Consider the following 23,444-nt stretch of genomic DNA (forward strand, 5'->3'; position numbering starts at 1 on the left):
GCGTAAGGCGGGTAGGCTTGTGGACAAAGGAGGATTTGTTATGCGGATTCTGACACTTGCCATTGCGGGGCTTCTTTCTGGCACGGCGGCGCACGCGGCGGGCGATGCCCTCGTGATTGGCAACAGCACCTACAACGGGGTGCAGACGCTGTTTGCAGCGACACAGGTGGCCGAAGCGGCCGAGGCGATGCGTGGCCAGGGCTTTGACGTGACCGAGGCGCGGGACGCCAATGGTGCGGCCATGAAGCAGGGCTTTGGTGACTTCGTGGCGACGCTGGACGACGATGGCGGCCCAGTGGTGGTGGTATTGGCTGGGGCCTTCCTGCACGGTGCGGCGGGGGCCTATTTGTTGCCCGCGACGGATGGTGCGGCGCTGGCCGATTCCGCGATCATGGTCGAAGCTTTCCCGCTGGACGCGGCTCTCGGTGTGCTGGCGAAGTATCCGGGCCGGGCATTCCTCGTGCTGAGCGAGAGCGCGGTGACGGCGGATTACGGCGATTTCCTTGAGGCCGGGTTGGGCGACATGACGGTGCCCGCCGGGGTGACGGTGTTGCACGGACCCGAGTCGGCTGTGTCGCGCTTTGCGGCGGGAGAGCTGACCAAGGTCGGACAGCCTGTTGTGGCCGCTGCCCAGGCGGCAGGGCTGGCTGTCGAGGGCTTTGCTTCGGCTGATCTGGTCGTCGTGCGTCCGGCGGATGTGCCGACGGTGCCGGCGGCTCAGGCACCTGCACAGGCCGAACAGCCCGTGGCAGAGGTGACTCCCGAGGTCACGCCGGTCGAGGAAGCGCCTGCCACACAGGCCGAAGAAGTTGCGCCCGTGGTGGCAGAGGAGGTCGCTCCGGCAACCCCGGCGCCGGCTGCCGAGACTGCGACGGCAGAGCCTGAAGCCCCCGCCGCAGCCGAACCCGTGGCAGAGGCAGCGGCTGAGCCGGAAGATGCAGCCGAGGAGGTCGCCGAGCAGGAGACCATTCCGGAAACGACGATTCCCCTGACGCCGGAGGCAGAGACCGCCGAAGCGGAGGAGCCGGTAGACACGCGCTCGGAGGTCCAGATCGCGGCAGACGAAGCGGCGTGGCGTGCCGCGCGCATTTCCAACTCGGAAGCCAGCTATCAAGCCTATCTGGAGGCGCAGCCCGAGGGCATCTATGCCAACGCGGCCACGCAGCGGATCAAGGCGATCAAGGCAGATCCCTTCTACGACCTGCGCCGGGCGGAGGATTATCTTGGCCTCGACCGCGAAGCACGTCGCAAGATCCAGCGCGAGCTTGATGCGCTGGGGCATTATCACTGGGCCGTCGACGGGATCTTTGGCGACGGAACGCGCGACGCCGTGCGGGCCTGGCAGAAGGCCGACAACCGCGATGCGACGGGCTATCTGGATCTGAACCAGATTGCCGCGCTGGAACGGCAGGCGGGCGAAAAGCAGCAGGCGGCCAAGCAGGAAGACATGCGCCGTCAGCAGGCGGCTGCCGCAGATGCCAAGCGCAAGCGCGAACAGGAAGCGGCGGCGGCTGCGGCCCGTCGTGACGCTGAGGCGGCACGCCGTGCCTCTGAAGCCAGTCAGCAAGCGGCAGCCCGTCCGGCTGGTCCGTCTGACGCAGCGCTTTGGGCCGAGGTGGAACGGCTGGGATCAGAGGCCGCCGTGCGGCGCTACCTCAGCGCCTATCCAAGTGGAGCGCGGGCGACTCGGGCACGCGAGATGCTGCAGGTGATCGAACGGATGCGGCGCGGGGGCTGAGAACGCGCTTTGGTTTTGGCAAGAGGGCGGCCCGGTGGGTCGCCCTTTTCGCTGGCTCTGTTGATGTCGCAGGGCGCAGATACGATCGCAGAAAAGACAAAACCCCCGAGGCGAAGCCTGCGGGGGTTTCCATTCTCATGATCGAGAAGACCGGGCTATCAGCCCTGACGTGCCTTGAAGCGACGCTGGGTCTTGTTGATCACGTAAACGCGGCCCTTACGGCGCACAACGCGGCAGTCGCGGTGGCGGTTCTTGAGCGAGCGGAGCGAGTTTGCGACTTTCATCGAACTGTCCTTCGTCTATCGCGGCGCGCGAGCGCCTGGGTTGCAGCCTGTCCCCGGAACACTGCGGGCGCGGTCCGGTGTCGGACGCGCCCGTGCCCCGAGGGGTGAAATTCATGGTGGGCGATACTGGGATCGAACCAGTGACCCCTTCGATGTCAACGAAGTGCTCTACCGCTGAGCTAATCACCCATATGGCCTGCGCTGTTGCCCGGTGTCGTGTCCCCCTTGCGAGGTCCGCGTCACTGGATGGCGGCGCCGGTGGAGGGGTCTATAAATAGGTTCGACAGGAGGATCAAGGGCTTTTGGCGAAGAAAGAAATCGGTCTATTCTTTCTCTCAAAGGAGCGCCGATGCCCAGTATATCCTACCATCTGCACCTGCCGGATGCGCTGACGTCGCGCGTGGTGTTCGCTTCTCCGCATTCGGGGCGTGATTATCCTGCTTCCTTTCTGAACACGACGGTTCTGGACGAACATTTGATTCGCACGTCCGAGGATGCCTGGGTCGACAAGCTGTTCGATTCTGCACCGGAATTCGGCGCGCCGTTGCTGCGGGCGGGGGCGCCCAGGGCCTATGTGGACCTGAACCGGGCCTCTGACGAGCTTGATCCGGCCTTGATCGAGGGAATCAGGCGTGTGGGACACAATCCGCGGGTGGCGAGCGGTCTTGGCGTGGTGCCGCGCGTGGTGGCCGGGGGACGGGCGATCTATCGCGGCAAGCTGAGCCGGTTCGAGGCAGACCGGCGCATCGCGCGAATCTGGAAGCCCTATCATGAAAAGCTGGCGATGCTGCTGGACGGCGCGCGGGCGCGATTCGGCGAGGCGGTGCTGGTGGACTGCCATTCCATGCCGCGTGAGGCGCTGGACGGCGCGCTGCGCAACACCGGGCCGCGTCCCGAGGTGGTGATCGGAGATCGATTCGGGGCATCTGCCGCGCCGCAGATCGTCGAGCAGGTGGAGGCGGTGTTCCGTGCCGCCGGATTTGTCGTGGTGCGCAACACGCCTTTTGCCGGGGCCTACACGATGCAGGCCTACGGGCGTCCTTCGCGCGGGCAGCATGCGGTGCAGGTCGAGATCGACCGCTCGCTTTACATGGACGAAAAGCGCATTGAGCCACGCCCGGATTTCGACGCGGTGCGCACCGTGCTGCGCGGCGTCGTGGCCGAGCTGGCGCTGTTGGGCGCGGGCGGCGAGGAACAGCCGCTGGCGGCGGAGTAACCCCTAGAGGATACGGTCGAGCGCTGCGTCGAGCGGCGCGGGGTCGTGGATGTCCAGCCGGACGGGCAGAGTCAGCACGCTGCGGCGGAATTCTGGCGGCAGGCGGACGGCGTCCTTTTCCGTGGTCACCAGTTGCGCGCCATGCCGGGCGGCGTCCTGTTGCAGGCGTTGCAGCAAGGCCGTGGTGAAGGGCTGGTGGTCGCCCAAGGCGACGGTGGATTGCAAGTCGACGCCCTGCGCCTTGAGCGTGGCAAAGAATTTTTCCGGGTGGCCGATCCCGGCAAAGGCGAGGGCGCGCAGGCCCTCCCACTCCATCCCGGTTTGCAGCGGTTCCAGCGCTCCGGTCAGGTGGGGCACGAAAATCTGGCTGCCCCATGTTTCACTGAACCGCTGTTGCGCCCCGGTGGGCCCGATGGACAGCAGGAGGTCAGCGCGCTTCAGCCCCGTGGCGACGGGTTCGCGCAGGGGGCCAGCGGGCAGGCAGAGGCCATTGGCGAAACCGATATGGGCATCGACGGTGACGAGGGTCAGATCCTTGGCCACGGCGGGGTTTTGCAAACCGTCGTCCAGCACGATCACGTCGGCACCAGCGTTTTCAGCGGCTTGCGCCCCTGCGGCGCGGTCCTTGGCGACCCAGGTGGGGGTGAAGGCCGCCAGCAGCAGGGGTTCGTCGCCGGTCTGGTCGGCAGTGTGGCGGCGTTCGTCCACCTGAACGGGGCCGTCGAGCGACCCGCCGTAGCCGCGTGACACCACGTGGGGTGTCAAACCACGCGCCTGCAGGCGCTGCACCAGCGCGATGGCCGTGGGGGTCTTGCCCGTTCCGCCCGCGTTGATGTTGCCGACGCAGATCACGGGGATCTTTGGCCGGTACGTTGCAGGCTGCGCCACGCGGCGCGCGGTGGCGCGGGCAGTGAGCCAGGCCAGCGGGGTCAGCAGGCGGGCCTGCCAGGACGGCGCGTCCGGCGGGGTGGCCCAGAAACGGGGGGCGTGCATCAGGTGGCTCCCTTGGCGTCGAGGATGTCGGCGACCTCGGTGATGACTTCGTCCACCAGTTCCGCGCCTGAGGATATGACTTCCCACCCGGCATGGGCCATCTGGGCGGCCATGTCCGGCGCGACCAGTTGCAGCACCGCCGCCGCGAGGGAATCGGCGTCGCGGACGATGCGGGCGGCCCCGGCCTCGACCAGCCGGGTGTAGGAGGACAGGTGTTTGCCCACGTTCGGGCCGTAAAGGATCGCGGTGCCGAGGGTTGCAGCCTCGAAGGGGTCCTCGCCGCCTGTCCCGGTGAGGAGTGAACCGCCGAGGAAGGTCAGCGGGGCGAGGCGATACCAGAGGCCGATGTCCTCGGGTCCTTCGGTCAGCAGGACCTGCGTGTTGTCGTCGGGCGTCTCGCCCGCGTCCCAGTTGCAGACCCGCATCTGCGAGGCGGAGGCGGCGCGGATGATGCGCTGGGCTTCTTCCTCGGACGAGGGCACGATGACCAGCAGCAGGCGGTGGTTGAGGCGCACGGCCTGACGATGGGCCGCGAGGACGTCGCGCGCCTCCAGCCCGCGGAGGCGGGCGGCGAGCCAGACGGGGCGGGCGGCCAGCAGGGCAGCGACCTGCTCATGTTGCCTGGCATCGCAGGGCAGGGGCATGTCGGCATCCATGAGCGGTGCCTTGGGGTGGATGCGGGCGTTTTCCACGCCAAGGCGGCGCAGGCGGCGCGCCCCCACCTGATCGGTGGTGTAGAGACTGTGGAATAGCGCCAGCGTCGCCGGGGTCGGGTCGGGCAGCCAGCGCGCGGCCTCGGGCGCGGAGGGCGGTTCCGGGCCGAGGTCGAGGGCAACGAGATGCGCCTTGGCCTGCGACAGGGCGAAAATCAGCGCCGGGTGCAACGCGCCCCCGGCCCAGAGCACGACGTCCGGTTGCAAGGCCTGCGCATAGGCGGTGCAATCCGCCAGCCGTTCGGGTGGGGCTGGCAGCTGCATCATGCCGGGATGCGCGGGTGCATCGCCGGACAGGATCACCGTGGTGTCGGGATATTGCGCGATGAGCCGTGCGCAAAGGCTGGCCAGCGCGCGTCCTCGTTCGGCCCCGTCGGCCCAGGCCCAGACCAGCCGGCCCCGGGGGCGTTCCGGCAGGGCCGTGGCGCCGGGCGCAGGTGTGCCGCGCGTGGTGGCCAGGTAGGCCTGTAACGACAGCGCGCGGCTGGACATGGGGTTAGCCCAGTTCCTCGGTGGTGGAGGCTTCGGTCCCTTCTTCGCGCAGGCGATGCAGGTGGGCGATGAAATAGCGCATGTGGGCGTTGTCCACGGTCTTCTGCGCCTCGGCTTTCCAGGCGTCATAGGCGGACTGGTAGTTCGGAAAGATGCCCACGACGTGGATGTCGTCGGTGTTGCGGAAGACGGTTTTTGTCGGATCGACGAGTTCGCCGCCGAAGACGAGGTGAAGGCGTTGCATGTCAGTGCTCCTTTGGGAGGGCCAAGGGCTGTACGCGACGGTACGCGCGCGCACGGCGGGGTTCAAGGTGCGGGGAAAAGATGGGGGATTGCTTAACGTTGGATCGGGGTAACGACAGGCGTTTAGGGCCGTGGCGCTGAAACGATCAGGTCCCGCGACGACCCTCGGCACCTTCGGGCAACAATGCTTCGATTTCGCGCTCTGCACCCTTCGCGTCGGCAAATATGCCGCTGACCGGCAGTGAGGCCCATCCTTCGGCGATGACCGAACCGTCGTCGTCCACGCTGCGATAGAAGTACTGCTCGACGATGCCGAACCCTTCGCTGTCCCTTGCAAAGATGGTTAATCGCCGTTCGGGATGCGCAGCCCCTTGGCGGATGAACGGGAAGGATTTCACGCAGCGCATGGGACCGATCCTGGCCTGTGGTCTTGCCGTTCGGCACCGACTGTTTCGTCCGCCAGTCTGACAGGATGACGTCGACCCGCGCAAGGCTCCTGCGCCATCGCAGGAATCTGTTCAAACCATCCGTTGCATGAAGGCGTCATGCAGGTTCGGGTTCGCTGCCAGCATCCCGTCGGCCTGCGGGTGCGGCGCGTTGAAACGCAGGCGCGCGCCGCGTTTGTCGCTGACCCGCGCCCCTGCCTCGGACAGGATCAGCGATCCTGCCGCGATGTCCCATTCCCACGTTGGGCGGAAGGTGACCATAGCGTCGAAGCGGCCCTCGGCCACCAGCGCCTGCCGGTAGGCCAGAGAGGGGCGGTGGTGGCGCTGAACGTCCGGCACGCCGCCGGGCCAGAGATGTGGCTCCATCGTGGGGCGTGTCGCCAGCACCTCGGCTTGATCCGGCGAGGCGCGTCGGGTGACGGCGATGGGGCGACCGTTCAGGCGCGCGCCATGTCCCAGCGAGGCGGTGTAGAGCTTGTCCAGCATCGGCAGCAGCACGACGGCGGCAGTGACGATGCCGTCCTCGACCACTGCAAGCGAATGGGCCCAGGTGTTCGCGCCCTCGATATAGGAGCGCGTGCCGTCGATGGGGTCGATGATGAAGGTCGCCTCGGTCGCCATGCGCTGCGGGTCGTCCACGGATTCCTCGGAGAGCCAGCCATAGGCGGGGCGGGCCTCGCGCAGGATCTGTTCCAGCGTGGCATTTACGGCGAGGTCGGCCTTGGTCACCGGGCCGAGGTTGTCGGGCTTGTACTCGATCCCGAGGTCCTGCCCGAGGAAGCCACGGGCCACGGTCCCGGCCTCCTGCGCGGCGCGGGTCAGCAGGGCGAGGTCAGTCTCCGGCAAGCGTGAGCCCCTCGACCAGCAGGGAGGGCACGACGCGGGTGAGCCAGGGGCGGGCGTCGTTGGCGGGGATCAGCGTTTTCAGCATGTCGCGGAGGTTGCCCGCGATGGTCACGCCAGAAACCGGATAGACGGCGACGCCGTTCTCGATCCACCAACCTGCGGCCCCGCGCGAGTAGTCGCCGGTGTTAGGGTTGATGGTGGAGCCGATCATCGAGGTGACCAGCAGGCCGGTGCACATTTGTTGCACCAGGTCTTCACGCGAGGCGGTGCCTTGTGTCAGTTCGAGGTTCCAGCAGGCCGGGCCGATGCCGCCCGAGGTGCCGCGCGCGGCGTTGGCGGTGCTTTGCCTCCCCAGCTTGCGGGCGTTGGCGAGGTCGAGGGTCCAGCCGGTGAGGGTGCCATTGTCCACGAGGGTGCGGGGCCGTGTCGGCAGGCCCTCGCCATCGAAGGGGCGCGAGGCACCGGCGCGGGGCCGGTGCGGGTCCTCGGTCAGCGACATGGAGGCGGGCAGGACCTGCTCGCCCAAGGCATTCAGCAGCCAGGAGGACCCGCGCGCGATGGCAGACCCGCTCATGGCGGCGGTCAGGTGGCCGATGAGCGAGGAGGAGACGCGTTCGTCGAACAGCACCGGGTAGGCGCCGGTTTTCGGGCGTTTCGGGTTCAGGCGTTCCAGCGCGCGTTCGGCGGCGATGCGACCGATTTCAGAGGCGTCGCGCAGGTCGGATTGGAAGGTACGGCTGTCGCCGTCGTAGTCGCGCTCCATCTTCAGGCCTTCGCCCGCGACGGCAACGCAAGAGCGTGACCGCGAGGTGCGGCTGTAGGCGCCTTCGAAGCCGTTGGTGGCGGCGATGGCGACATTTTGTGCCGAGTAGTGGGCCGAGGCGGATTGCACTTGGCTGATGCCCTGCACGGCGAGGGCGGCGGATTCACAGGTGCGGGCGTCGTCCTCCAACTCGGCAGGCGAGGGTTCGGCAGAAGGGTCTGCCAGTTCCAGCGCGGCGAGATCCCAGTTGCGTGCCAGTTGCGAGGGATCGGCGAGGCCGACGTATTCGTCCTCGGGCGCTTCGCGCGCCATGGCGACGGCGCGTTCCGCCAGAAGCGCCAGCGTTTCGGGGCGGGTGTCGGAGGTCGACACTGATGCGACGCGCTGCCCGACGAACACCCGCAAGCCGAGGTCCCGGCCTTCGGAGCGTTCGGCCTGTTCCAGCCGCCCGTCGCGCACGTCGATGGCAATCGCGGTGCCGTCCAGTGCCACAGCATCGGCGGCATCGGCCCCGGCCTTGAGGGCGGCGTCGAGGGCGGCTCGGGTCAGGTCGGCGGGGGTCTGGGACATGCGGGGCCTCTTGCTGTGACTTCCCCGAGGTAGGCTGCGGGCGTTTCGGGTGCAAGTGCTGGTTGGGTCCGGCGCGCGTTGCGGGCGGGGGAAAAGGGGCGCTGCCCCTCGGCCCTAACGGGCCTCACCCCGCATTATTTGCACCAAGAAGAAGCAGGGGCCGTATCACATGCCGCTGCATTCGATGAAGGCGGTAAAGGCGGCGGCCTGTTCGGCGAGGTCCTCGGGGGCGAGGCGGGTCGTGTCGGTTTTGATCTCTGGCGAGAGGCCGTTGTCCGACAGGAAGGTCGTGGCCCGGTCGGCGCGGATGGCGAAGTTCACGTTCTGCGGGATGTCGCCCAGGCTGTCGGCCACGCTCAGCGCATCGAGTTTCGCCACGACGACGCCGACGACGCTGCCGTCCGGACCGATCAGCGGCCCGCCGGAGTTGCCGGGTTGCACGGGCGCGGTGATCTGCATTGTCGCGGGGTCGCCCGCGAGGCCGGTCATGGAGGAGACAGCGCCTCGGGTGACGTTGAGCCCGCCGAGGATATGCGACAGCGGGTAGCCCACGGCGGTGACGTCGGCATTGAGGCGGGCCGGGGAGGCGGTAAACGTCGCAAACGTGGCGTGGGGCGCGTCGGTGGCTAGGAGCGCGAGATCGCTGTCGGACGTGGCGAGCAGGCGGGCCGGATGGCTGTCCACCGCAATCGCGGTGCAGTCGTCGACCACGTGGGCGTTGGTCAGGACGTGGCCCTCGGGCGAGACGTAGAAGCCGCTGCCGGTGCTGGCGGTGGCCGAGGTGACAGGGGGCGGCGGCGCGGGCGCGGCGGCCTTGTCGGCGTGTTCCACCTGATCCATGACTTCGAAAGCCTGGCGGATGGCGGCGTCCAGCTTGCCGCCCTGGGTGACCGAGAGCGGCGGGACAGGGCCGGGCGCGAGGCTTGCGGAGACGGCGTTCAGCAGCGCTTCGTCCGTGCGGTCGGCCGATAGGAGCACGGTGGACCAGCCGTTGCCGGTGTAGTCCGAGCGGGCATAGAGCACCGCTCCGTCGGCACGGCGGATGCGTGTTACGGCAAGGCCGGGGTTGCGCAGGGTGTAGGGTTCGGTGGCGGATTGGTGGCGCGACAGTGTATAAGCGTGCATTTCCTCGGCGCGGGTGCGCGATTGCAGGCCCACGGAATAGGCGAGGCTGCTGCCGCTGTGGCGCCAGTTCACCAGGTCGTTCGTCGGCGGGTCCAGCACGGCGGTCTTGGCCGGGAACAGCATGGACATGTTGAGCCCGTCGAAATGGCGCAGGGTCCAGCCCTCGGCGTCGATGCGGACGACCAGCGCGATGGCCAGCGCCGCCATATGCCAGGTCTCGGCCGGTGTGTCGAACTCGCGGCGGGCGTAGCTGTCGAGTGCGCGGCGCGACATCGGCCCCCAGTCGCCGTCGATCAAACCGTTGTAATCACCCTCGAAGGCCAGCGCGGTTTGCAGGAACCGCTTGTCGGCGCGGGTCAGGCCGTCTTCGGAGAAGTTCTGGAAGAGGTAGGCGTAGTTGACCTGCGGTGTCTGCGCATACACCGGCGCTGCGGCGAGGCCGGGCAGAACGAGGCAGAGGCTGAGAAAGAGACTGCGCATGGAAGGGCTTGGTTGAAACGACGGTCGCGGTAGCCTGCCACGGCGGGCGGGGCGCGTCCAGCGGTGCTCAGCCTGCCGGCTCGGTGACGGCGACGATCGGACCCATCTTGCGGCCAAGGTCGTTGCGCCCCAGCGCGGGCGCATAAAGGCGCGAGATATTGCCGTCGAGGAACAGCGCGTTCGGCAGCTTCAGCGCATCGCGGAAGAAGCGGGCGAAATCGTAGAAGGTCACGACGTTCTGCGAGATCACGAAGACCGCGCGCTTGCCGTCCTTTGAGGTGCCGACGCCATTGCGGATGTAGCGCGAAGTGCTGTCGGGCAGGAAACGCGGGTGCAGTTTTCCGTCGATCACCAGCATCGGGCCGGACTGGGTGGCGTCGCGGCATCGCGGTTTCTGGGCGAGGTAGTCGCGGGTCTCGTAGACGCGGGCGCGCTTGTCCGTCAGGCAGAGCACGCCATTGGGCAGCAGGCCAAAGTTGCCGGGACCGGGGGAGGAAATGACGCGCATTTCCTCGGTGCCGTTCTCGACGTAGTGGCCGACCGGGCTGCGGTCCTCGTGGTACATGCCGGCGTTCATGGCAAAGGCGAGCTTTTCGCCCTTGGTCGCCAGCATGGTGTCGAGCTTGTTGAAATGGCCGAAAGGCTGGCCGGTCTCGTCGGCGCGGAAAAGGCGCAGATCCTCCTTGGTCGCGTCGACCTCGCAGACCGTCAGGCGGTTGCCCTCCCAAGTGACGTTCTGGCAGGTCACGGCGCGCGCCCTCGGCGCCACCATCACCGCCGAGAGGGCGAGGGTGAGGACAAGGACCGCGCGGCGCATCATTCCACGTCGCGTTTGACGGTTTCGTCGGCGAAGAGGCGGCGCGTCTCGTCGAGCTGGTCAAAAGTCTCGTCGAGGCGGAAGCGCAGCTCGGGCGAGAATTTCAGCGTGAGCCCCTTGGACACAGCGCGGCGGAGTTCGTTCTGGTTCTTCTTGAGCAGCTCGAACATCTGTTCCGCGTTCTGGCCGCCGAGCGGGCAGACATAGGCGGTGGCGACCTTGAGGTCCGGGGATACGCGCACCTCGCCCACGGTGATGACCATGCGGTTGAGGTCCGGGTCATGCACCTCTCCGCGCGAAAGCACGTCGGAAAGCTGCCTCCGGATCACTTCGGAGACACGCAGCTGACGTTGGGACGGCCCGCCGCCGTCGTGGAATCTGTTCTTTGCCATGGCTGACAAGTAGAGCGTCGGTCGGGCTTTGCCAAGCGGCGCGGGAGGCTGTATGTCTGCCGGGCTATTTTGGACGTGGAGACGGGACAGATGACGGAACAGCCGGGAGTCGTGGTGACGGGCGTGTCGGGGCGCATGGGGCAGATGCTGGTGCGCCACATCATGGACTCGGACAAGCTGAAGCTGGTCGGCGCGCTGGAGCGGTCCGGTCATGACTGGGTCGGTCGGGATGTCGGTGTCGCCATGGGCGGCGCGGAGATCGGCGTGACGGTCGAGGATGACCCGCTGGAGGCCTTTGCCCGCGCGCAGGCGGTGATTGATTTCACCGCGCCCGCCGCGACCGTGGCCTTTGCCGAACTGGCGGCGCAGGCGCGGGCGGTGCATGTCATCGGGACGACCGGCCTGTCGGACGAGGACATCGCGGCCATCGACCGGGCGGCGCGTCATGCGGTCGTCGTGCGCGCGGGGAACATGTCGCTGGGCGTGAACCTGTTGACGCGACTGGTGAAGCAGGTGTCCGCCGCATTGGACGCGGATTGGGATATCGAGATTATCGAGGGCCACCACCATCACAAGGTCGACGCGCCTTCTGGGACGGCACTGATGCTGGGTGAGGCGGCGGCCGAAGGTCGTGGTGTGAACCTGGCGGATGTGTCCGACCGCGGGCGCGACGGGATCACCGGGGCGAGGAAGCGCGGAGATATCGGTTTCCACGCCATCCGGGGCGGTGACATCATCGGCGAACACGAGGTGATGTTCGCCACGCCGGGCGAGCGGATCATGCTGAAGCACATGGCGTCGGACCGGTCGCTGTTCGCCCGTGGCGCGCTGAAGGCGGCGCTGTGGGGGCAGGACAAGGGGCCGGGGCATTACGACATGCTGGATGTGCTTGGGCTGAAGTAACTGCTGTTTTGCAAGCGCGGGGGCTTTGCCCCCGGACCCCCAAGGGTATTTGGGAAACCAAAGAAGATGGGGCTCGGGTTCTGGTGAAAAGGGATGTAAAGCAGTTTTCCGCATTTCTGTGGAAATGGTCGCGCCAGAACCGGTCCGGTGCCTGATGCCGCACCAGTGATGCGGATTGTCGGGGGGCGTCCGGGCGCGTAAGCTGCACCCATGGAGACGCTGAGCGAACAGACGTCCCCGGTAGCACCGGGCAAGATGGGCGAGGAAGCCTGGACAGACGTGCTGCGTGCCGTCGACCGGACCTATGCTGAACTCGTGGCCTACCAGGAGCAGCTGGAAACGCGGAACGCCGAGCTGCGGGCGCTGCGCGGGGTGCTCGGGTCGATCATGGGGTCGATCGGCGACTATCTCGTGGTGACCGACAAGGCCGGGGTGATCGTCGAGGCGAGCGCCTCGTTCTGTGCCATGGTGGGCCTGGAGACAAGCCAGGCCGTGGGGCGCGGGTTCCTGGATTTCGTCGCCCCCGAGGCGCAGGATGCACTGGGCCATGCCTTGGAGCAGGCCTTGATGGATTCGGCGGATACGGTGGTCGAGGGCGCTTTGATCGGCTGCGAGGGGCTGGAGCCGGTGGATTGGCGTCTGGCGGCGCGGCGGGATCGCCGGCGGCGCGTCGGTGTGGTGCTGACGGGTCGGCCCTTGGGCGAACTGCGCAGGGCCTATTCGGAACTGGCGGAGAGCCACGAGACGCTAAAGCAGACGCAGACACTGTTGGTGCGCAACGAAAAGCTGGCTTCGCTGGGCCGGCTTCTGGCCGGTGTGGCGCATGAATTGAACAACCCGATCAGCTTTGTCTATGCCAACACCCATGCGCTGGGGAAATACGTCGACCGGTTCGAACAGTATTTCGAGCAGGTGCAGGGCGGCGCCTCGCGTGAAGAACTGGTAGCCTTGCGGGGCAAGCTGCGGCTGGACCGGGATCTGAAGAACCTGCGGCAAGCGCTGACCGGCGCGACCGAGGGGGCGGAGCGGGTACGCGACATCGTGGCCGACCTGCGGCGGCTGTCGGCGGATGGCACTGGGGACATGGTGGCCTTTGACCTTGCGGATTGCGCGCGGGTTGCGGCCACATGGGTGGAGCGCGGAGCGCGTGGACCCTTGGTGATCCGTTTCGAGGGCGAGGGTGTGCGGGCCATGGGGCGGCCGGGACATATCCAGCAGGTGCTGATGAACCTCGTGCAGAACGCGGCGGATGCCATGGAGGGGCAGGAGGGCCGCGAAATCCACATGACCGTGCATCAGGATGCCCAGACCGCCATGGTTGACGTGGCGGACAATGGACCGGGCGTGCCCGAAGACCTTGTGCAGGCGATCTTTGATCCTTTCTTTACCACGAAGGATGTGGGGGCGGGCACCGGGCTGGGGCTGGCGATTTCCAACAAGATCGTCGAGGAACACGGCGGCTCGCTGGAGCTGGTGCCGCAGGCAATGGGCGCGTGTTTCCGCGTGACGTTGCCGCGCGCGGGTGGGAAGGGATCGGAGCAGGCATGAATATACTCTGGTTGCAGACGGCAGGTTGTGGCGGCTGTTCCATGTCCCTGTTGTGCGCCGAGGCGCCGGGGCTGTTTGACTTGTTGGACGGCGCGGGGCTGGAGCTACTGTGGCATCCTTCGCTGTCCGAGGCGACGGGCTCCGAGGTGCGTGACCTTCTGGCCCGCATTGAAAGCGGCGAACAGTCTTTGGATATCCTCTGTGTCGAAGGCTCGATCCTGATGGGGCCGCATGGCACCGGCAAGTACCAGATGATGGCGGGGACCGGGCGGTCGATGCTGGACTGGGTGCGGTCGCTGTCCAAACTGGCGACGCATGTGGTCGCGGTGGGCACCTGTGCGGCTTATGGCGGGGTGACCTCGGCCGGGGAGAATCTGACCGATGCCGTGGGCTTGATGTACGATGGCGCGGAAAAGGGCGGCGCTTTGGGCACGAATTTCGTCGCCAGAGGTGGTTTGCCGGTGGTGAACGTGGCGGGCTGTCCGACACATCCCGACTGGGTGACGGAGACTCTGATGCTGCTGGCGCAGGGCATGGGGGCGGAGGCGCTGGATGCCTACGGCCGTCCCCGCTTTTATGCCGAGAACCTCGTGCACCACGCCTGCCCGAAAAACGAATTCTACGAATACAAGGCGAGCGCCGAAAGCCTGAGCCAGATCGGCTGCATGATGGAGCATCTCGGCTGCATCGGCACGCAGGCCGTGGGCGATTGCAACATTCGCGGCTGGAACGGCGAAGGGTCCTGCACGCGGGCAGGCTATCCCTGCATCAACTGCACCGCGCCTGAGTTCGAAGAGCCGGGTCATTCCTTCACCGAAACGCCGAAATTCGCGGGTATCCCTGTGGGCTTGCCGACGGACATGCCGAAGGCGTGGTTCATGGCGCTGGCGTCCCTGTCCAAGGCCGCGACGCCGCGGCGGATCGGGGTGAACGCGGTGAGTGACCGGGTCAAGGTGCCGCCTGCGCCGAAGGTGCGCGGCCAATGACAAAGACGTTGCTGGTGGGGCCGTTCAACCGGGTCGAGGGCGATCTGGAGATCCGGCTGGATGTGTCAGAGGGGCGCGTCGCGGCGGCCTATGCCAATTCCCCGCTGTTTCGAGGGTTCGAACGGATGATGGTGGGGAAGGCTCCGGTGGATGCCCTGACCATCACGCCGCGCATCTGCGGGATCTGTTCGATTTCGCAGTCGGCGGCGGCGGCCCTAGCGCTGTCGGACATGGCGGGCGGTGGCATGGCGCCCGAGGGCTTGCGGGTGGCGTCCCTGCTGCACGCGGTAGAGAACATCGCGGACCACGTGACCCATTTCTACCTGTTCTTCATGCCGGATTTCGCCCGCGTGGGTTACGCCGGTCAACCATGGCACGGGCGGGCGGTGCAGCGGTTTCTGGCCGGGTCCGGGTCCGGCGCGCGGGCGGCTGTCGCGGCGCGGGCGGAGCTGTTCCACATTGTCGGGATGCTGGGCGGCAAGTGGCCGCACACGCTGGCGATCCAGCCGGGGGGCGTGACGCGCGCCCCGTCCTTGCGCGACAAGGTGCGGATCGGGGCCTCGCTGAAGGCTTTCCGGCGGTTCCTGGAGACGGAGGTCTTTGGCGCTCCGGTAGAGGCCTTTGCCGGGCTGTCTTCAGTTACCGATCTTGAACGGTGGGACACCGGGGACGCCGGGTTCTTTCTGCAGGTCGCCGCCGGATTGGACCTCGCGGCGCTGGGCAAGGGGCCGGGGCGCTACATGTCGTTCGGCGCCTATCCGGAGCCGGAGGGGCGGGTGTTCGCGTCCGGGCTTTGGTCCGATGGCGCGGTCGCCCCGGTGGAGATGGGCAGCATCGTCGAAGACCTGAGCCACGCCTGGATGCTGGGTGAGGCAGCGCATCCCGCGCAGGGAGACACGCGGCCAGATGCGGAGATGCGCGAGAGCGCCTATTCGTGGTGCAAGGCGCCGCGACTGGCGGGCGAGACCGTGGAGGTCGGTGCCTTGGCGCGGCAGGTGGTGGATGGGCATCCGCTGGCCCTGGCGCTGGCCGGGGAAGGCGGTGTCCGGGCACGTGTTGCGGGGCGGTTGTTGGAAATCGCGCGGACACAGATCGCGTTGGAGCGGATGCTCGCGGCGATCAAGCCGGAAGCGGCGTTCATGGCAGAGGTGACCTTGCGCGATGGCGAGGGTGTCGGTCTGGTCGAGGCGGCGCGCGGATCGCTGGGACATTGGCTGACGGTGGAGCGCGGCAAGATCGCGCGCTACCAGATCATCGCGCCGACGACGTGGAATTTCTCGCCGCGCGATGCGGGCGGCGTGGCGGGGCCGGTGGAAGCGGCTTTGGTAGGCTGTCCCGTGGGAGAGGGTGAGGACACGCCCCTGAGCGTGCAGCACGTGGTGCGGTCATTCGATCCCTGCATGGTCTGTACGGTGCACTGAGCGCATCTGTCGGGTGGGGCGATTTTTCTGCGAAAAATCAGGTTTGAGTATTTGGGCCAAGAAGAAGCATGAACGGGCGGCGCATCAGGGTCAGGGGGCAAGTGCAGGGCGTGGGCTTCCGGCCCTTTGTCTGGCAGTTGGCGCGGCGGTTCGGGCTGGTTGGCGAGGTGCGCAACGACGCGGAGGGCGTGCTGATTTTCGCCGCAGGCGAGGGAGTGGATGCGTTTCAGGCGGCCATCGTCACTGAGAAGCCGAAGCTGGCCGTCGTGGATGCGGTGGAGTGGGAGCCTTGTGCGGTCGATGCCGAGTCTTTCGTGATTTCCGCCTCGGGGGAGGCCGGATCCGAGACGCGGGTAACGCCGGATGCGGCGACCTGTGAGGATTGTCTGGGCGAGGTGTTCGATCCGGGTGACCGCCGGTCTGGCTATCCTTTTGCCAATTGCACCCATTGCGGGCCGCGTTTCACTATCGTGCGTGGGCTGCCCTACGACCGGGTCCAGACGACCATGGCGGATTTCCCGATGTGCGAGGCCTGCCGGGCCGAGTATGGCGATCCGGGCGACCGGCGCTTCCATGCGCAGCCGGTGGCCTGTGCCGACTGTGGGCCCCGGGTCTGGATGGAGCCCGACGCCGCCGACTGGCTGGCGGAGGCCGTGGCGCGATTGCGGCGGGGCGAGGTGCTGGCGATCAAGGGGTTGGGTGGGTTTCACTTGGCCTGCGACGCGGCGAATGCGGAGGCCGTGGCGCTGTTGCGGGAGCGCAAGTGCCGGGTGTCCAAGCCCTTTGCATTGATGGCGGAACTGGACGTCGTGCGGCGCTTCGCCATGGTTGGCGAGGCCGAGGCCGCGCTGTTGCGCGATCCTGCCGCGCCGGTTGTCTTGTTGGACAAGGGGCCAGAGGCGCTGCCCGAGGGCGTGGCGCCGGGGATGGCGCGCCTTGGCTGGATGCTGCCCTATACGCCGTTGCATCACCTCTTGCTGCGGGCCTTTGGCGGGGTTCTCGTGATGACCTCGGGCAACCTGTCGGGCGAGCCGCAGGTGATCGGCAACGACGAGGCGCGCGAGAAGCTGTCGGGCTTTGCCGATGCCTTTGTCGTGCATGACCGCGAGATCGCGCGGCGCCTCGATGACTCGGTGGAGCGGGCGGAGCCGCGCATGGTGCTCAGACGCGCGCGCGGGCGGGTGCCGGGGACATTCCGCTTGCCCGAAGGTTTTGGCGATGCGCCGCAGGTCGTCGCTTATGGTGGGCAGATGAAGGGGGCGATCTGCCTCGTGAAGAACGGGCAGGCGCTGTTGGGGCATCACCTGGGCGAGCTGGACGAGGCGCTGACCTGGGATGCGTTTCTGGATGCGGACCGGGACTATGCGGCGCTGTTCGACCATCGGCCAGAGGTCGTCGCGGTGGACCTGCACCCCGGTTACCGGGCGAGGCAGCACGGGCAGGCACGGGCGGAGGCCGAGGGTCTGCGGTTGGAGGAGGTGCAGCATCACCATGCGCATCTGGCGTCCTGCCTGGGCGAGAATGGCTGGCCATTGGATGGCGGGCGCGTGGCCGGGATCGTGCTGGATGGCACAGGGCTTGGGACGGATGGGACCGTCTGGGGCGGAGAGGTCTTGCTGGCGGATTATCGCGGCTTCGAGCGGCGGGCCTGGTTGAAGCCCGCGCCGCTGGTCGGCGGCGACATGGCGGCGCGGGAGCCTTGGCGCAATGCCCTGATGCGGCTGGATCAGGCGGGGCTGGGGCCTTGGGCGGAGGCGGTGTTCGGCGACCGGCCGCTGGCAATGCTGCGGATGGCGGCGGAGCGCGGGGTGAATGCGCCGCTATCGTCCTCGGCGGGGCGGCTGTTCGACGCAGTGGCGGCGGTGCTCAGCCTCTGCGTGGTGCAAAGCTACGAGGGCGAGGCGGCGATGCGGCTGGAGGCCTTGGCGGACGAGAGCGGTCGTCCCGGCTATGACTTTGGCGGCGAAGACGAGATCGATCCGGCTGTCATGTTCACGGCGATGAAGGCGGATCTGGATGCAGGAACCCCCTTGGGCGAGATCGCGGACATGTTCCATGCCGGGCTGGCGCGCGCCTTTGCGGGGCGCGCGCGGGCGCTGGTGGAAACGGGCGAGGCGCAGGCCGTCGCGCTGTCGGGCGGCTGTTTCCAGAACGCGCGGTTGTTGCGGTATATGTCGCGGGCGCTGGAGGATCTGTCCGTTCCCGTGCTGGTGCACCGCGAGGTCCCCGCCGGGGATGGTGGGCTGGCCTATGGTCAGGCGCTAGTGGCGGCAGCGCGGTCAATCCCGAGGGAGTCGGGGTGAAACCCCGACCTACGCATCGGGCAGCGGTGTGCCCTGGTGAAAGGCCAGTTTCCAGCCGTCGGGGTATAGCTGCCAAAGCGAGGCGCGGTTGGCGCGTTCAGTGGTCGTGCCGACGGACAATTCGCTGATGTAGGTCATGAGGACCACGTTCGCCGACAGGGGACGCGTCGTGAAACCCGGCAGGGCAGGCGGGCCGTGAAGGGCTGCGGCGGGACGGCGAGCAGGTCGGCGCGGCTGTAGACCCGCCCGGAGCGGCCGAATTCCACGAGGTCCGGGGCAAACAGGCGGTCCACAAGGGCGCGGTCGAAACGGGTTTCGGGACGCCATAGGCACTCTTCGAGCGGTTGCAGGGGGCCGGGTGTCATGTCGGTCTGTCCATCGGCGGCGACGGGCCTCGCGTGCGGGGCGATCCCGGTGATGGTGGTCTTTAACGTTTTTCGGAAAATTGTCGGAACCTTTGGAGGCCAAGCGCGTTTCAAGCGTGACTCGCTGCGCGCGTTTCTGCGGCGCAGAGATCGTGTCAGCGGAAACTCTGCTTCCGGCTCGTGGTGGAAAGCGGTCAGGCAGCATCCGCCGGGCACAAGTCATAAAATCTTAATAATTGCGATAACATCCTGTAAAAATGCGGAAATCTTAACGTGTTTCCGCGCTGCACATTCGTTTTGCATCATCCCCCCCACCTGCCTGCATATGGACTGACCACTTGTATGCCGTGGCATTCTGCACTGCCGCATGAGCGGTCGGGCAAGGAACGGGACAGGAAACGGGGAGGGAAGTTTGAGCCAGATCGAAACTTTTTATGACGTGATGCGCAGGCAGGGGATCACCCGCCGCAGCTTCATGAAGTATTGCGCCCTGACGGCGTCTGCGCTGGGCCTCGGCCCCGCCTTCGTGCCGAAGATCGCACACGCGATGGAAACCAAGCCGCGTACGCCGGTGATCTGGGTGCACGGCCTTGAATGCACCTGCTGTTCGGAATCCTTCATCCGCTCGGCGCACCCGCTGGCGAAGGACGTGGTTCTGTCGATGATCTCGCTCGACTACGACGACACGCTGATGGCGGCCGCTGGCCACCAGGCTGAAGCTGCGCTGGAAGAGACCATCGAGAAGTACAAGGGCAACTACATCCTCGCCGTCGAAGGCAACCCGCCGCTGAACGAGGACGGTATGTTCTGCATCGTGGGCGGCAAGCCCTTCGTCGAGCAGCTCAAGCACGCCGCCCAGCACGCCAAGGCCGTCATCAGCTGGGGCGCCTGCGCGTCCTACGGCTGTGTGCAGGCCGCTAGCCCGAACCCGACCCGCGCCACCCCGGTGCACAAGGTCGTCACCGACAAGCCGATCATCAAGGTGCCGGGCTGTCCGCCCATCGCCGAGGTCATGACCGGCGTCATCACCTATATGCTGACCTTTGACCGCCTGCCCGAGTTGGATCGCCAGGGCCGCCCGGCCATGTTCTACGGCCAGCGCATCCACGACAAGTGCTACCGCCGTCCGCATTTCGACGCCGGTCAGTTCGTCGAAGCCTGGGACGACGAGAACGCGCGCAAGGGCTACTGCCTGTACAAGATGGGCTGCAAGGGCCCGACCACGTACAACGCCTGCTCGACCGTGCGCTGGAACGAAGGCGTCTCCTTCCCGATCCAGTCGGGTCATGGCTGCATCGGCTGTTCCGAGGATGGCTTCTGGGATCAGGGCAGCTTCTACAACCGCGTCACCGACCTGACCCAGTTCGGGGTCGAGGCGAACGCGGACAAGATCGGTCTTGCCGCTGCCGGTGTCGTGGGTGGGGGCGTTGCGCTCCACGCTGCCATCACCGCGCTGAAGGCCGCACAGAAAAAGACGCAGGACGCGCCTGCGAACGAGGAGGCCTGATAGATGGTCATTCAAACCCCGAACGGCTTCGAGCTGGACAACTCCGGCCAGCGCATCGTCGTCGACCCGGTGACCCGGATCGAAGGCCATATGCGCTGCGAAGTGAACGTGGACGAGCAGGGCTTCATCCGCAACGCGGTGTCCACCGGCACCATGTGGCGCGGCCTCGAAGTCATCCTGAAGGGTCGCGACCCCCGTGACGCATGGGCCTTCACCGAGCGGATCTGCGGCGTCTGCACCGGTACGCACGCGCTGACGTCCGTGCGCGCCGTGGAAGACGCGCTGAAGATCGAGATCCCGGACAACGCGAACTCCATCCGCAACATCATGCAGCTGAACCTGGAGATCCATGACCACGTCGTGCACTTCTACCACCTGCATGCGCTGGATTGGGTGAACCCGGTCAACGCCCTGCGCGCTGACCCCAAAGCGACGTCCGAGCTGCAACAGGCGGTGTCGCCGTCGCACCCGCTGTCCTCGCCGGGCTACTTCCGTGACGTGCAGAACCGTCTGAAGAAGTTCGTCGAATCCGGCCAGCTGGGTCTGTTCAAGAACGGCTACTGGGACAACCCTGCCTACCTGCTGCCGCCCGAAGCGGACCTGATGGCGACGACCCACTACCTTGAGGCGCTCGACCTCCAGAAGGAAATCGTCAAGGTCCACACGATCTTTGGCGGCAAGAACCCGCACCCGAACTGGCTGGTGGGCGGCGTGCCGTGCCCGATCAACGTCCACAGCACCGGTGCTGTCGGCGCGATCAACATGGAACGCCTGAACCTCGTGTCGTCGATCATCGACAAGTGCATCGAGTTCAACAAGAACGTCTACCTCCCGGACGTGAAGGCGATCGGCGGCTTCTACAAGAACTGGCTCTATGGTGGCGGTCTGTCCTCCAAGGCATGCCTTGCCTACGGCGACATCCCGGAGAACCCGAACGACTTCTCGCCCGAGCAGTTGCACCTGCCGCGTGGCGCGATCATCAACGGCAACCTCAACGAGGTGCACGACGTCGATCCGCGCGACCCCGAGCAGGTTCAGGAGTACGTGGACCACTCGTGGTACACCTACGGCGAGGCCGGCAAGGGTCTGCACCCGTGGGATGGCGTCACCGAGCCGAAGTACGAGCTTGGGCCGAATGCCAAGGGCACCAAGACCGACATCAAGGAGCTGGACGAAGCGGCAAAGTACTCGTGGATCAAGGCACCGCGCTGGCGCGGGCACGCCATGGAAGTGGGTCCGCTGGCCCGCTACGTGGTCGGCTACGCCAAGGGTCACGAGGACATCAAGAACCAGGTGGACGGCCTGCTGCGGGACATGAACTTGCCGCTGTCGGCACTGTTCTCGACGCTGGGCCGCACCGCGGCACGCGCGCTGGAGTCCGAGTACTGCGGTCGCCTGCAGAAGCACTTCTTCGACAAGCTGGTGACCAACATCAAGAACGGCGACGAATCCACCGCCAACGTGGCGAAGTGGGACCCGTCGACCTGGCCTAAGGAAGCCAAGGGCGTCGGCATGACCGAAGCGCCGCGCGGTGCCCTGGGTCACTGGGTGAAGATCAAGGACGGTCGCATCGAGAACTACCAGTGCGTGGTGCCCACGACCTGGAACGGCTCGCCGCGTGACACGGCCGGAAATATCGGGGCGTTCGAAGCATCGCTGATGAACACCAAGATGGAGCGCCCGGAAGAGCCCGTGGAAATCCTGCGGACCCTGCACAGCTTCGACCCGTGCCTGGCCTGCTCGACCCACGTGATGTCGCCCGACGGCGATGAACTGACCACCGTCAAGGTGCGCTGAGGGAGGAAAGACTCATGAAACGTATTGCAACCCTTCTGACCCTTCTTCCGGCAGCCTCCTTCGCGCACGGGGCACATGCCCCGGTCGCGGAAAGCTCGCACGGGCTGGTGCACCTTGCACCGGCGCTGGCGGTCATCGTCCTGGCGGCTGGTGTCGCCTGGCTCGCGCGGGGACGCGATGTTTCCGGTGACGCGCGAGGACGCGACGATGCATGATGGAGAAACGATCCACAACGCCCGTGCGGGCGTGGATCCTCTGCCGACGGCGCGCCTGACGGGCGACGCCACGGCGCAGGATCTGGACAGCATCCGCAAGCGCACCTCGGTCTATGTCTACGAGGCGCCCGTGCGCCTGTGGCACTGGATCAACGCGCTGTGCATCTTCGTGCTTTGCATCACGGGCTGGTTCATCGGCAACCCGTTCCCGTCGATGCAGATCGGCGAGGCGACGCATCAGTTCGTCTTCGGCTACACGCGCTTTGCGCATTTCGCGGCCGGGCTGATCCTGACGGTGGGCTTCTTTGGCCGCATCTACTGGGCGCTGGTGGGCAACCACCATGCCAAGCAGCTGTTCTATCTTCCGTTGACCAACAAGCACTGGTGGTCGGAACTGTGGTTCGAGATCAAGTGGTACCTGTTCCTCGAATCCGAGCCGAAGAAATACGTGGGCCACAACCCGCTGGCACAGCTGGCCATGTTCATGTTCATGACGCTGGGCCTGTCCTTCATGATCCTGACGGGGCTGGCCCTGTATGGTGAAGGCCTGGGCGATCACAGCTTCATCTACGGGGCGACGAGCTGGGTTCTGACGCTGTTCGGCAATTCGCAGATCGTGCACTCGGTGCATCACCTGGGGATGTGGTTCATCGTGGTCTTCATGATCATCCACATCTATGTGGCGATCCGCGAGGACATCATGTCCCGCCAGTCCATCGTTTCGACGATGATCTCCGGTCACCGGACGTTCAAGGACGACCGCGTCGACTGAGTGGTGCTTGTGTTGCGAGTGATGAGGGCGGGCCTGCGGGTCCGCCCTTTTCGTGTTGGGATGTTTGCGCTGGGCTTTGGCGATGGGTTCGAGGGGTTTCGCCTGAGCTCACGCTCGGGCGACCGGCGCACCCGTTCCGGGCGCGCCGAAGGGGGCTCTGCCCCCGCTCCTGCGGAGCTCCCCCGGAATATTTGGACCAAGAAGAAGCAGAAAAAGGTGGTCAGCGCGCTGCCTTTGTCTGGTGGAACTGGTGGTCGTGGTTCCAGAGGTGTCAGGGGGGCAAGTGTTAAGATTCTGAGGAGGTAAATGTTTATATTGGAAGTTTGGTGGCCTATTTGTCCTGAAAGTGGATAATCTGATTTCACTTTATTCTTTTGCGAGTTCTGTCGAGTGCCGAAAAATTCACGATTTGGCAGGGGGTTAAAGGGTTCTCTCCAGAATTCGGTAAAACTGGCGATTTGCTTGTCGGAAGCGGCGCGGACGAAGAGAGTGGCTAATGGAAATGGCGC

23 protein-coding genes and 1 tRNA gene are annotated in these 23,444 nt (G+C 66.3%); 11 read left to right on the top strand and 13 right to left on the bottom strand.

What is annotated here, in order from left to right:
• Positions 1-40 precede the first annotated feature (40 nt).
• Entirely contained in the window at positions 41-1,738 is a 1,698-nt protein-coding gene (locus ACP16H_RS06255; RefSeq protein ID WP_425071405.1) for a peptidoglycan-binding protein, read from the top strand.
• A 158-nt stretch (positions 1,739-1,896) separates the two neighbouring features.
• Here the strand turns inward: ACP16H_RS06255 and ykgO are convergent, their stop codons facing one another.
• Together ykgO and ACP16H_RS06265 are read right to left on the bottom strand one after the other, a co-directional pair.
• Complete coding sequence (gene ykgO / locus ACP16H_RS06260; protein WP_170125850.1) at positions 1,897-2,022, bottom strand: type B 50S ribosomal protein L36; 126 nt, start codon at positions 2,020-2,022, stop codon at positions 1,897-1,899.
• A 114-nt stretch (positions 2,023-2,136) separates the two neighbouring features.
• Positions 2,137-2,211, bottom strand: a tRNA-Val gene (locus tag ACP16H_RS06265).
• Positions 2,212-2,371: 160 nt separating this feature from the next.
• Between ACP16H_RS06265 and ACP16H_RS06270 the strand changes: the two genes are divergently transcribed.
• Positions 2,372-3,238 carry an N-formylglutamate amidohydrolase gene (locus ACP16H_RS06270; RefSeq protein ID WP_425071406.1) on the top strand — a complete coding sequence of 289 codons (867 nt, stop codon included), beginning with the start codon at positions 2,372-2,374 and terminating at the stop codon, positions 3,236-3,238.
• Positions 3,239-3,241: 3 nt separating this feature from the next.
• On the opposite strand, the gene lpxK is transcribed toward ACP16H_RS06270, so the two are convergent.
• The 9 genes from lpxK to rbfA form a co-directional block, all read right to left on the bottom strand.
• Positions 3,242-4,231: a tetraacyldisaccharide 4'-kinase gene (lpxK, locus tag ACP16H_RS06275; protein ID WP_425071407.1), complete on the bottom strand. Its 990-nt coding sequence runs from the start codon at positions 4,229-4,231 to the stop codon at positions 3,242-3,244.
• A complete protein-coding gene (locus ACP16H_RS06280; RefSeq protein WP_425071408.1) occupies positions 4,231-5,436 on the bottom strand; it encodes a 3-deoxy-D-manno-octulosonic acid transferase in 1,206 nt (401 codons plus the stop codon). The genes lpxK and ACP16H_RS06280 overlap by 1 nt, the downstream gene beginning before the upstream one ends.
• A gap of 4 nt (positions 5,437-5,440) precedes the next feature.
• Complete coding sequence (locus tag ACP16H_RS06285) at positions 5,441-5,680, bottom strand: DUF4170 domain-containing protein (RefSeq protein WP_425071409.1); 240 nt, start codon at positions 5,678-5,680, stop codon at positions 5,441-5,443.
• 145 nt (positions 5,681-5,825) lie between these two features.
• Positions 5,826-6,086: a hypothetical protein gene (locus ACP16H_RS06290; protein ID WP_425071410.1), complete on the bottom strand. Its 261-nt coding sequence runs from the start codon at positions 6,084-6,086 to the stop codon at positions 5,826-5,828.
• A gap of 111 nt (positions 6,087-6,197) precedes the next feature.
• Positions 6,198-6,971, bottom strand: coding sequence for an inositol monophosphatase family protein (locus ACP16H_RS06295; RefSeq protein WP_425071411.1), 774 nt, complete (start codon positions 6,969-6,971; stop codon positions 6,198-6,200).
• Positions 6,958-8,304 carry a TldD/PmbA family protein gene (locus tag ACP16H_RS06300; RefSeq protein WP_425071412.1) on the bottom strand — a complete coding sequence of 449 codons (1,347 nt, stop codon included), beginning with the start codon at positions 8,302-8,304 and terminating at the stop codon, positions 6,958-6,960. The genes ACP16H_RS06295 and ACP16H_RS06300 overlap by 14 nt, the downstream gene beginning before the upstream one ends.
• A 165-nt stretch (positions 8,305-8,469) precedes the next feature.
• Entirely contained in the window at positions 8,470-9,909 is a 1,440-nt protein-coding gene (locus tag ACP16H_RS06305) for a trypsin-like peptidase domain-containing protein (RefSeq protein WP_425071413.1), read from the bottom strand.
• Between the two features lie 67 nt (positions 9,910-9,976).
• Positions 9,977-10,726: a phosphodiester glycosidase family protein gene (locus ACP16H_RS06310; protein WP_425071447.1), complete on the bottom strand. Its 750-nt coding sequence runs from the start codon at positions 10,724-10,726 to the stop codon at positions 9,977-9,979.
• A complete protein-coding gene (rbfA, locus tag ACP16H_RS06315) occupies positions 10,726-11,118 on the bottom strand; it encodes a 30S ribosome-binding factor RbfA (RefSeq protein ID WP_425071414.1) in 393 nt (130 codons plus the stop codon). The genes ACP16H_RS06310 and rbfA overlap by 1 nt, the downstream gene beginning before the upstream one ends.
• 90 nt (positions 11,119-11,208) lie before the next feature.
• Here rbfA and dapB point away from each other — a divergent pair, with 90 nt between their 5' ends.
• The 5 genes from dapB to hypF all read left to right on the top strand — a co-directional run bounded on the left by dapB (position 11,209) and on the right by hypF (position 18,279).
• Positions 11,209-12,021, top strand: coding sequence for a 4-hydroxy-tetrahydrodipicolinate reductase (gene dapB / locus ACP16H_RS06320; protein WP_425071415.1), 813 nt, complete (start codon positions 11,209-11,211; stop codon positions 12,019-12,021).
• 210 nt (positions 12,022-12,231) lie between these two features.
• Entirely contained in the window at positions 12,232-13,569 is a 1,338-nt protein-coding gene (locus ACP16H_RS06325; protein WP_425071416.1) for an ATP-binding protein, read from the top strand.
• Entirely contained in the window at positions 13,566-14,555 is a 990-nt protein-coding gene (locus ACP16H_RS06330) for a HupU protein (protein WP_425071417.1), read from the top strand. Before ACP16H_RS06325 ends, ACP16H_RS06330 begins: the two co-directional genes overlap by 4 nt.
• Complete coding sequence (locus ACP16H_RS06335; RefSeq protein ID WP_425071418.1) at positions 14,552-15,976, top strand: nickel-dependent hydrogenase large subunit; 1,425 nt, start codon at positions 14,552-14,554, stop codon at positions 15,974-15,976. Before ACP16H_RS06330 ends, ACP16H_RS06335 begins: the two co-directional genes overlap by 4 nt.
• Positions 15,977-16,044: 68 nt before the next feature.
• Entirely contained in the window at positions 16,045-18,279 is a 2,235-nt protein-coding gene (gene hypF / locus ACP16H_RS06340; protein ID WP_425071419.1) for a carbamoyltransferase HypF, read from the top strand.
• A 9-nt stretch (positions 18,280-18,288) separates the two neighbouring features.
• Here the strand turns inward: hypF and ACP16H_RS06345 are convergent, their stop codons facing one another.
• Positions 18,289-18,417, bottom strand: coding sequence for a hypothetical protein (locus ACP16H_RS06345; RefSeq protein WP_425071420.1), 129 nt, complete (start codon positions 18,415-18,417; stop codon positions 18,289-18,291).
• Positions 18,414-18,644, bottom strand: coding sequence for a DUF4440 domain-containing protein (locus ACP16H_RS06350; RefSeq protein ID WP_425071421.1), 231 nt, complete (start codon positions 18,642-18,644; stop codon positions 18,414-18,416). Before ACP16H_RS06350 ends, ACP16H_RS06345 begins: the two co-directional genes overlap by 4 nt.
• Positions 18,645-19,056: 412 nt before the next feature.
• Here ACP16H_RS06350 and ACP16H_RS06355 point away from each other — a divergent pair, with 412 nt between their 5' ends.
• Genes ACP16H_RS06355 through cybH form a run of 4 tightly spaced genes read left to right on the top strand, consistent with a single transcriptional unit; the run spans position 19,057 to position 22,935 of the window.
• A complete protein-coding gene (locus tag ACP16H_RS06355) occupies positions 19,057-20,151 on the top strand; it encodes a hydrogenase small subunit (protein WP_425071422.1) in 1,095 nt (364 codons plus the stop codon).
• 3 nt (positions 20,152-20,154) lie between these two features.
• Complete coding sequence (locus tag ACP16H_RS06360) at positions 20,155-21,948, top strand: nickel-dependent hydrogenase large subunit (protein ID WP_425071423.1); 1,794 nt, start codon at positions 20,155-20,157, stop codon at positions 21,946-21,948.
• Between the two features lie 14 nt (positions 21,949-21,962).
• Entirely contained in the window at positions 21,963-22,163 is a 201-nt protein-coding gene (locus ACP16H_RS06365; RefSeq protein WP_425071424.1) for a hypothetical protein, read from the top strand.
• Positions 22,156-22,935 (top strand): Ni/Fe-hydrogenase, b-type cytochrome subunit, encoded by a 780-nt coding sequence (cybH, locus tag ACP16H_RS06370; protein ID WP_425071425.1) that lies wholly within the window; start codon positions 22,156-22,158, stop codon positions 22,933-22,935. Before ACP16H_RS06365 ends, cybH begins: the two co-directional genes overlap by 8 nt.
• The last annotated feature ends 509 nt before the right edge of the window (positions 22,936-23,444 follow it).

The sequence above is a fragment of the Sagittula sp. S175 genome, assembly GCF_049800975.1.
Classification (GTDB): Bacteria; Pseudomonadota; Alphaproteobacteria; order Rhodobacterales; family Rhodobacteraceae; genus Sagittula.

Excerpts from the sequence above, each read along its gene's own strand:
- ACP16H_RS06255 (WP_425071405.1), top strand. The coding sequence starts at position 41 with ATGCGGATTCTGACACTTGCCATTGCGGGGCTTCTTTCTGGCACGGCG.
- ykgO (WP_170125850.1), bottom strand. The coding sequence starts at position 2,022 with ATGAAAGTCGCAAACTCGCTCCGCTCGCTCAAGAACCGCCACCGCGAC.
- ACP16H_RS06270 (WP_425071406.1), top strand. The coding sequence starts at position 2,372 with ATGCCCAGTATATCCTACCATCTGCACCTGCCGGATGCGCTGACGTCG.
- lpxK (WP_425071407.1), bottom strand. The coding sequence starts at position 4,231 with ATGCACGCCCCCCGTTTCTGGGCCACCCCGCCGGACGCGCCGTCCTGG.
- ACP16H_RS06280 (WP_425071408.1), bottom strand. The coding sequence starts at position 5,436 with ATGTCCAGCCGCGCGCTGTCGTTACAGGCCTACCTGGCCACCACGCGC.
- ACP16H_RS06285 (WP_425071409.1), bottom strand. The coding sequence starts at position 5,680 with ATGCAACGCCTTCACCTCGTCTTCGGCGGCGAACTCGTCGATCCGACA.
- ACP16H_RS06290 (WP_425071410.1), bottom strand. The coding sequence starts at position 6,086 with ATGCGCTGCGTGAAATCCTTCCCGTTCATCCGCCAAGGGGCTGCGCAT.
- ACP16H_RS06300 (WP_425071412.1), bottom strand. The coding sequence starts at position 8,304 with ATGTCCCAGACCCCCGCCGACCTGACCCGAGCCGCCCTCGACGCCGCC.
- ACP16H_RS06305 (WP_425071413.1), bottom strand. The coding sequence starts at position 9,909 with ATGCGCAGTCTCTTTCTCAGCCTCTGCCTCGTTCTGCCCGGCCTCGCC.
- ACP16H_RS06310 (WP_425071447.1), bottom strand. The coding sequence starts at position 10,726 with ATGCGCCGCGCGGTCCTTGTCCTCACCCTCGCCCTCTCGGCGGTGATG.
- rbfA (WP_425071414.1), bottom strand. The coding sequence starts at position 11,118 with ATGGCAAAGAACAGATTCCACGACGGCGGCGGGCCGTCCCAACGTCAG.
- dapB (WP_425071415.1), top strand. The coding sequence starts at position 11,209 with ATGACGGAACAGCCGGGAGTCGTGGTGACGGGCGTGTCGGGGCGCATG.
- ACP16H_RS06325 (WP_425071416.1), top strand. The coding sequence starts at position 12,232 with ATGGAGACGCTGAGCGAACAGACGTCCCCGGTAGCACCGGGCAAGATG.
- ACP16H_RS06330 (WP_425071417.1), top strand. The coding sequence starts at position 13,566 with ATGAATATACTCTGGTTGCAGACGGCAGGTTGTGGCGGCTGTTCCATG.
- ACP16H_RS06335 (WP_425071418.1), top strand. The coding sequence starts at position 14,552 with ATGACAAAGACGTTGCTGGTGGGGCCGTTCAACCGGGTCGAGGGCGAT.
- hypF (WP_425071419.1), top strand. The coding sequence starts at position 16,045 with ATGAACGGGCGGCGCATCAGGGTCAGGGGGCAAGTGCAGGGCGTGGGC.
- ACP16H_RS06345 (WP_425071420.1), bottom strand. The coding sequence starts at position 18,417 with ATGACCTACATCAGCGAATTGTCCGTCGGCACGACCACTGAACGCGCC.
- ACP16H_RS06350 (WP_425071421.1), bottom strand. The coding sequence starts at position 18,644 with ATGACACCCGGCCCCCTGCAACCGCTCGAAGAGTGCCTATGGCGTCCC.
- ACP16H_RS06360 (WP_425071423.1), top strand. The coding sequence starts at position 20,155 with ATGGTCATTCAAACCCCGAACGGCTTCGAGCTGGACAACTCCGGCCAG.
- ACP16H_RS06365 (WP_425071424.1), top strand. The coding sequence starts at position 21,963 with ATGAAACGTATTGCAACCCTTCTGACCCTTCTTCCGGCAGCCTCCTTC.
- cybH (WP_425071425.1), top strand. The coding sequence starts at position 22,156 with ATGCATGATGGAGAAACGATCCACAACGCCCGTGCGGGCGTGGATCCT.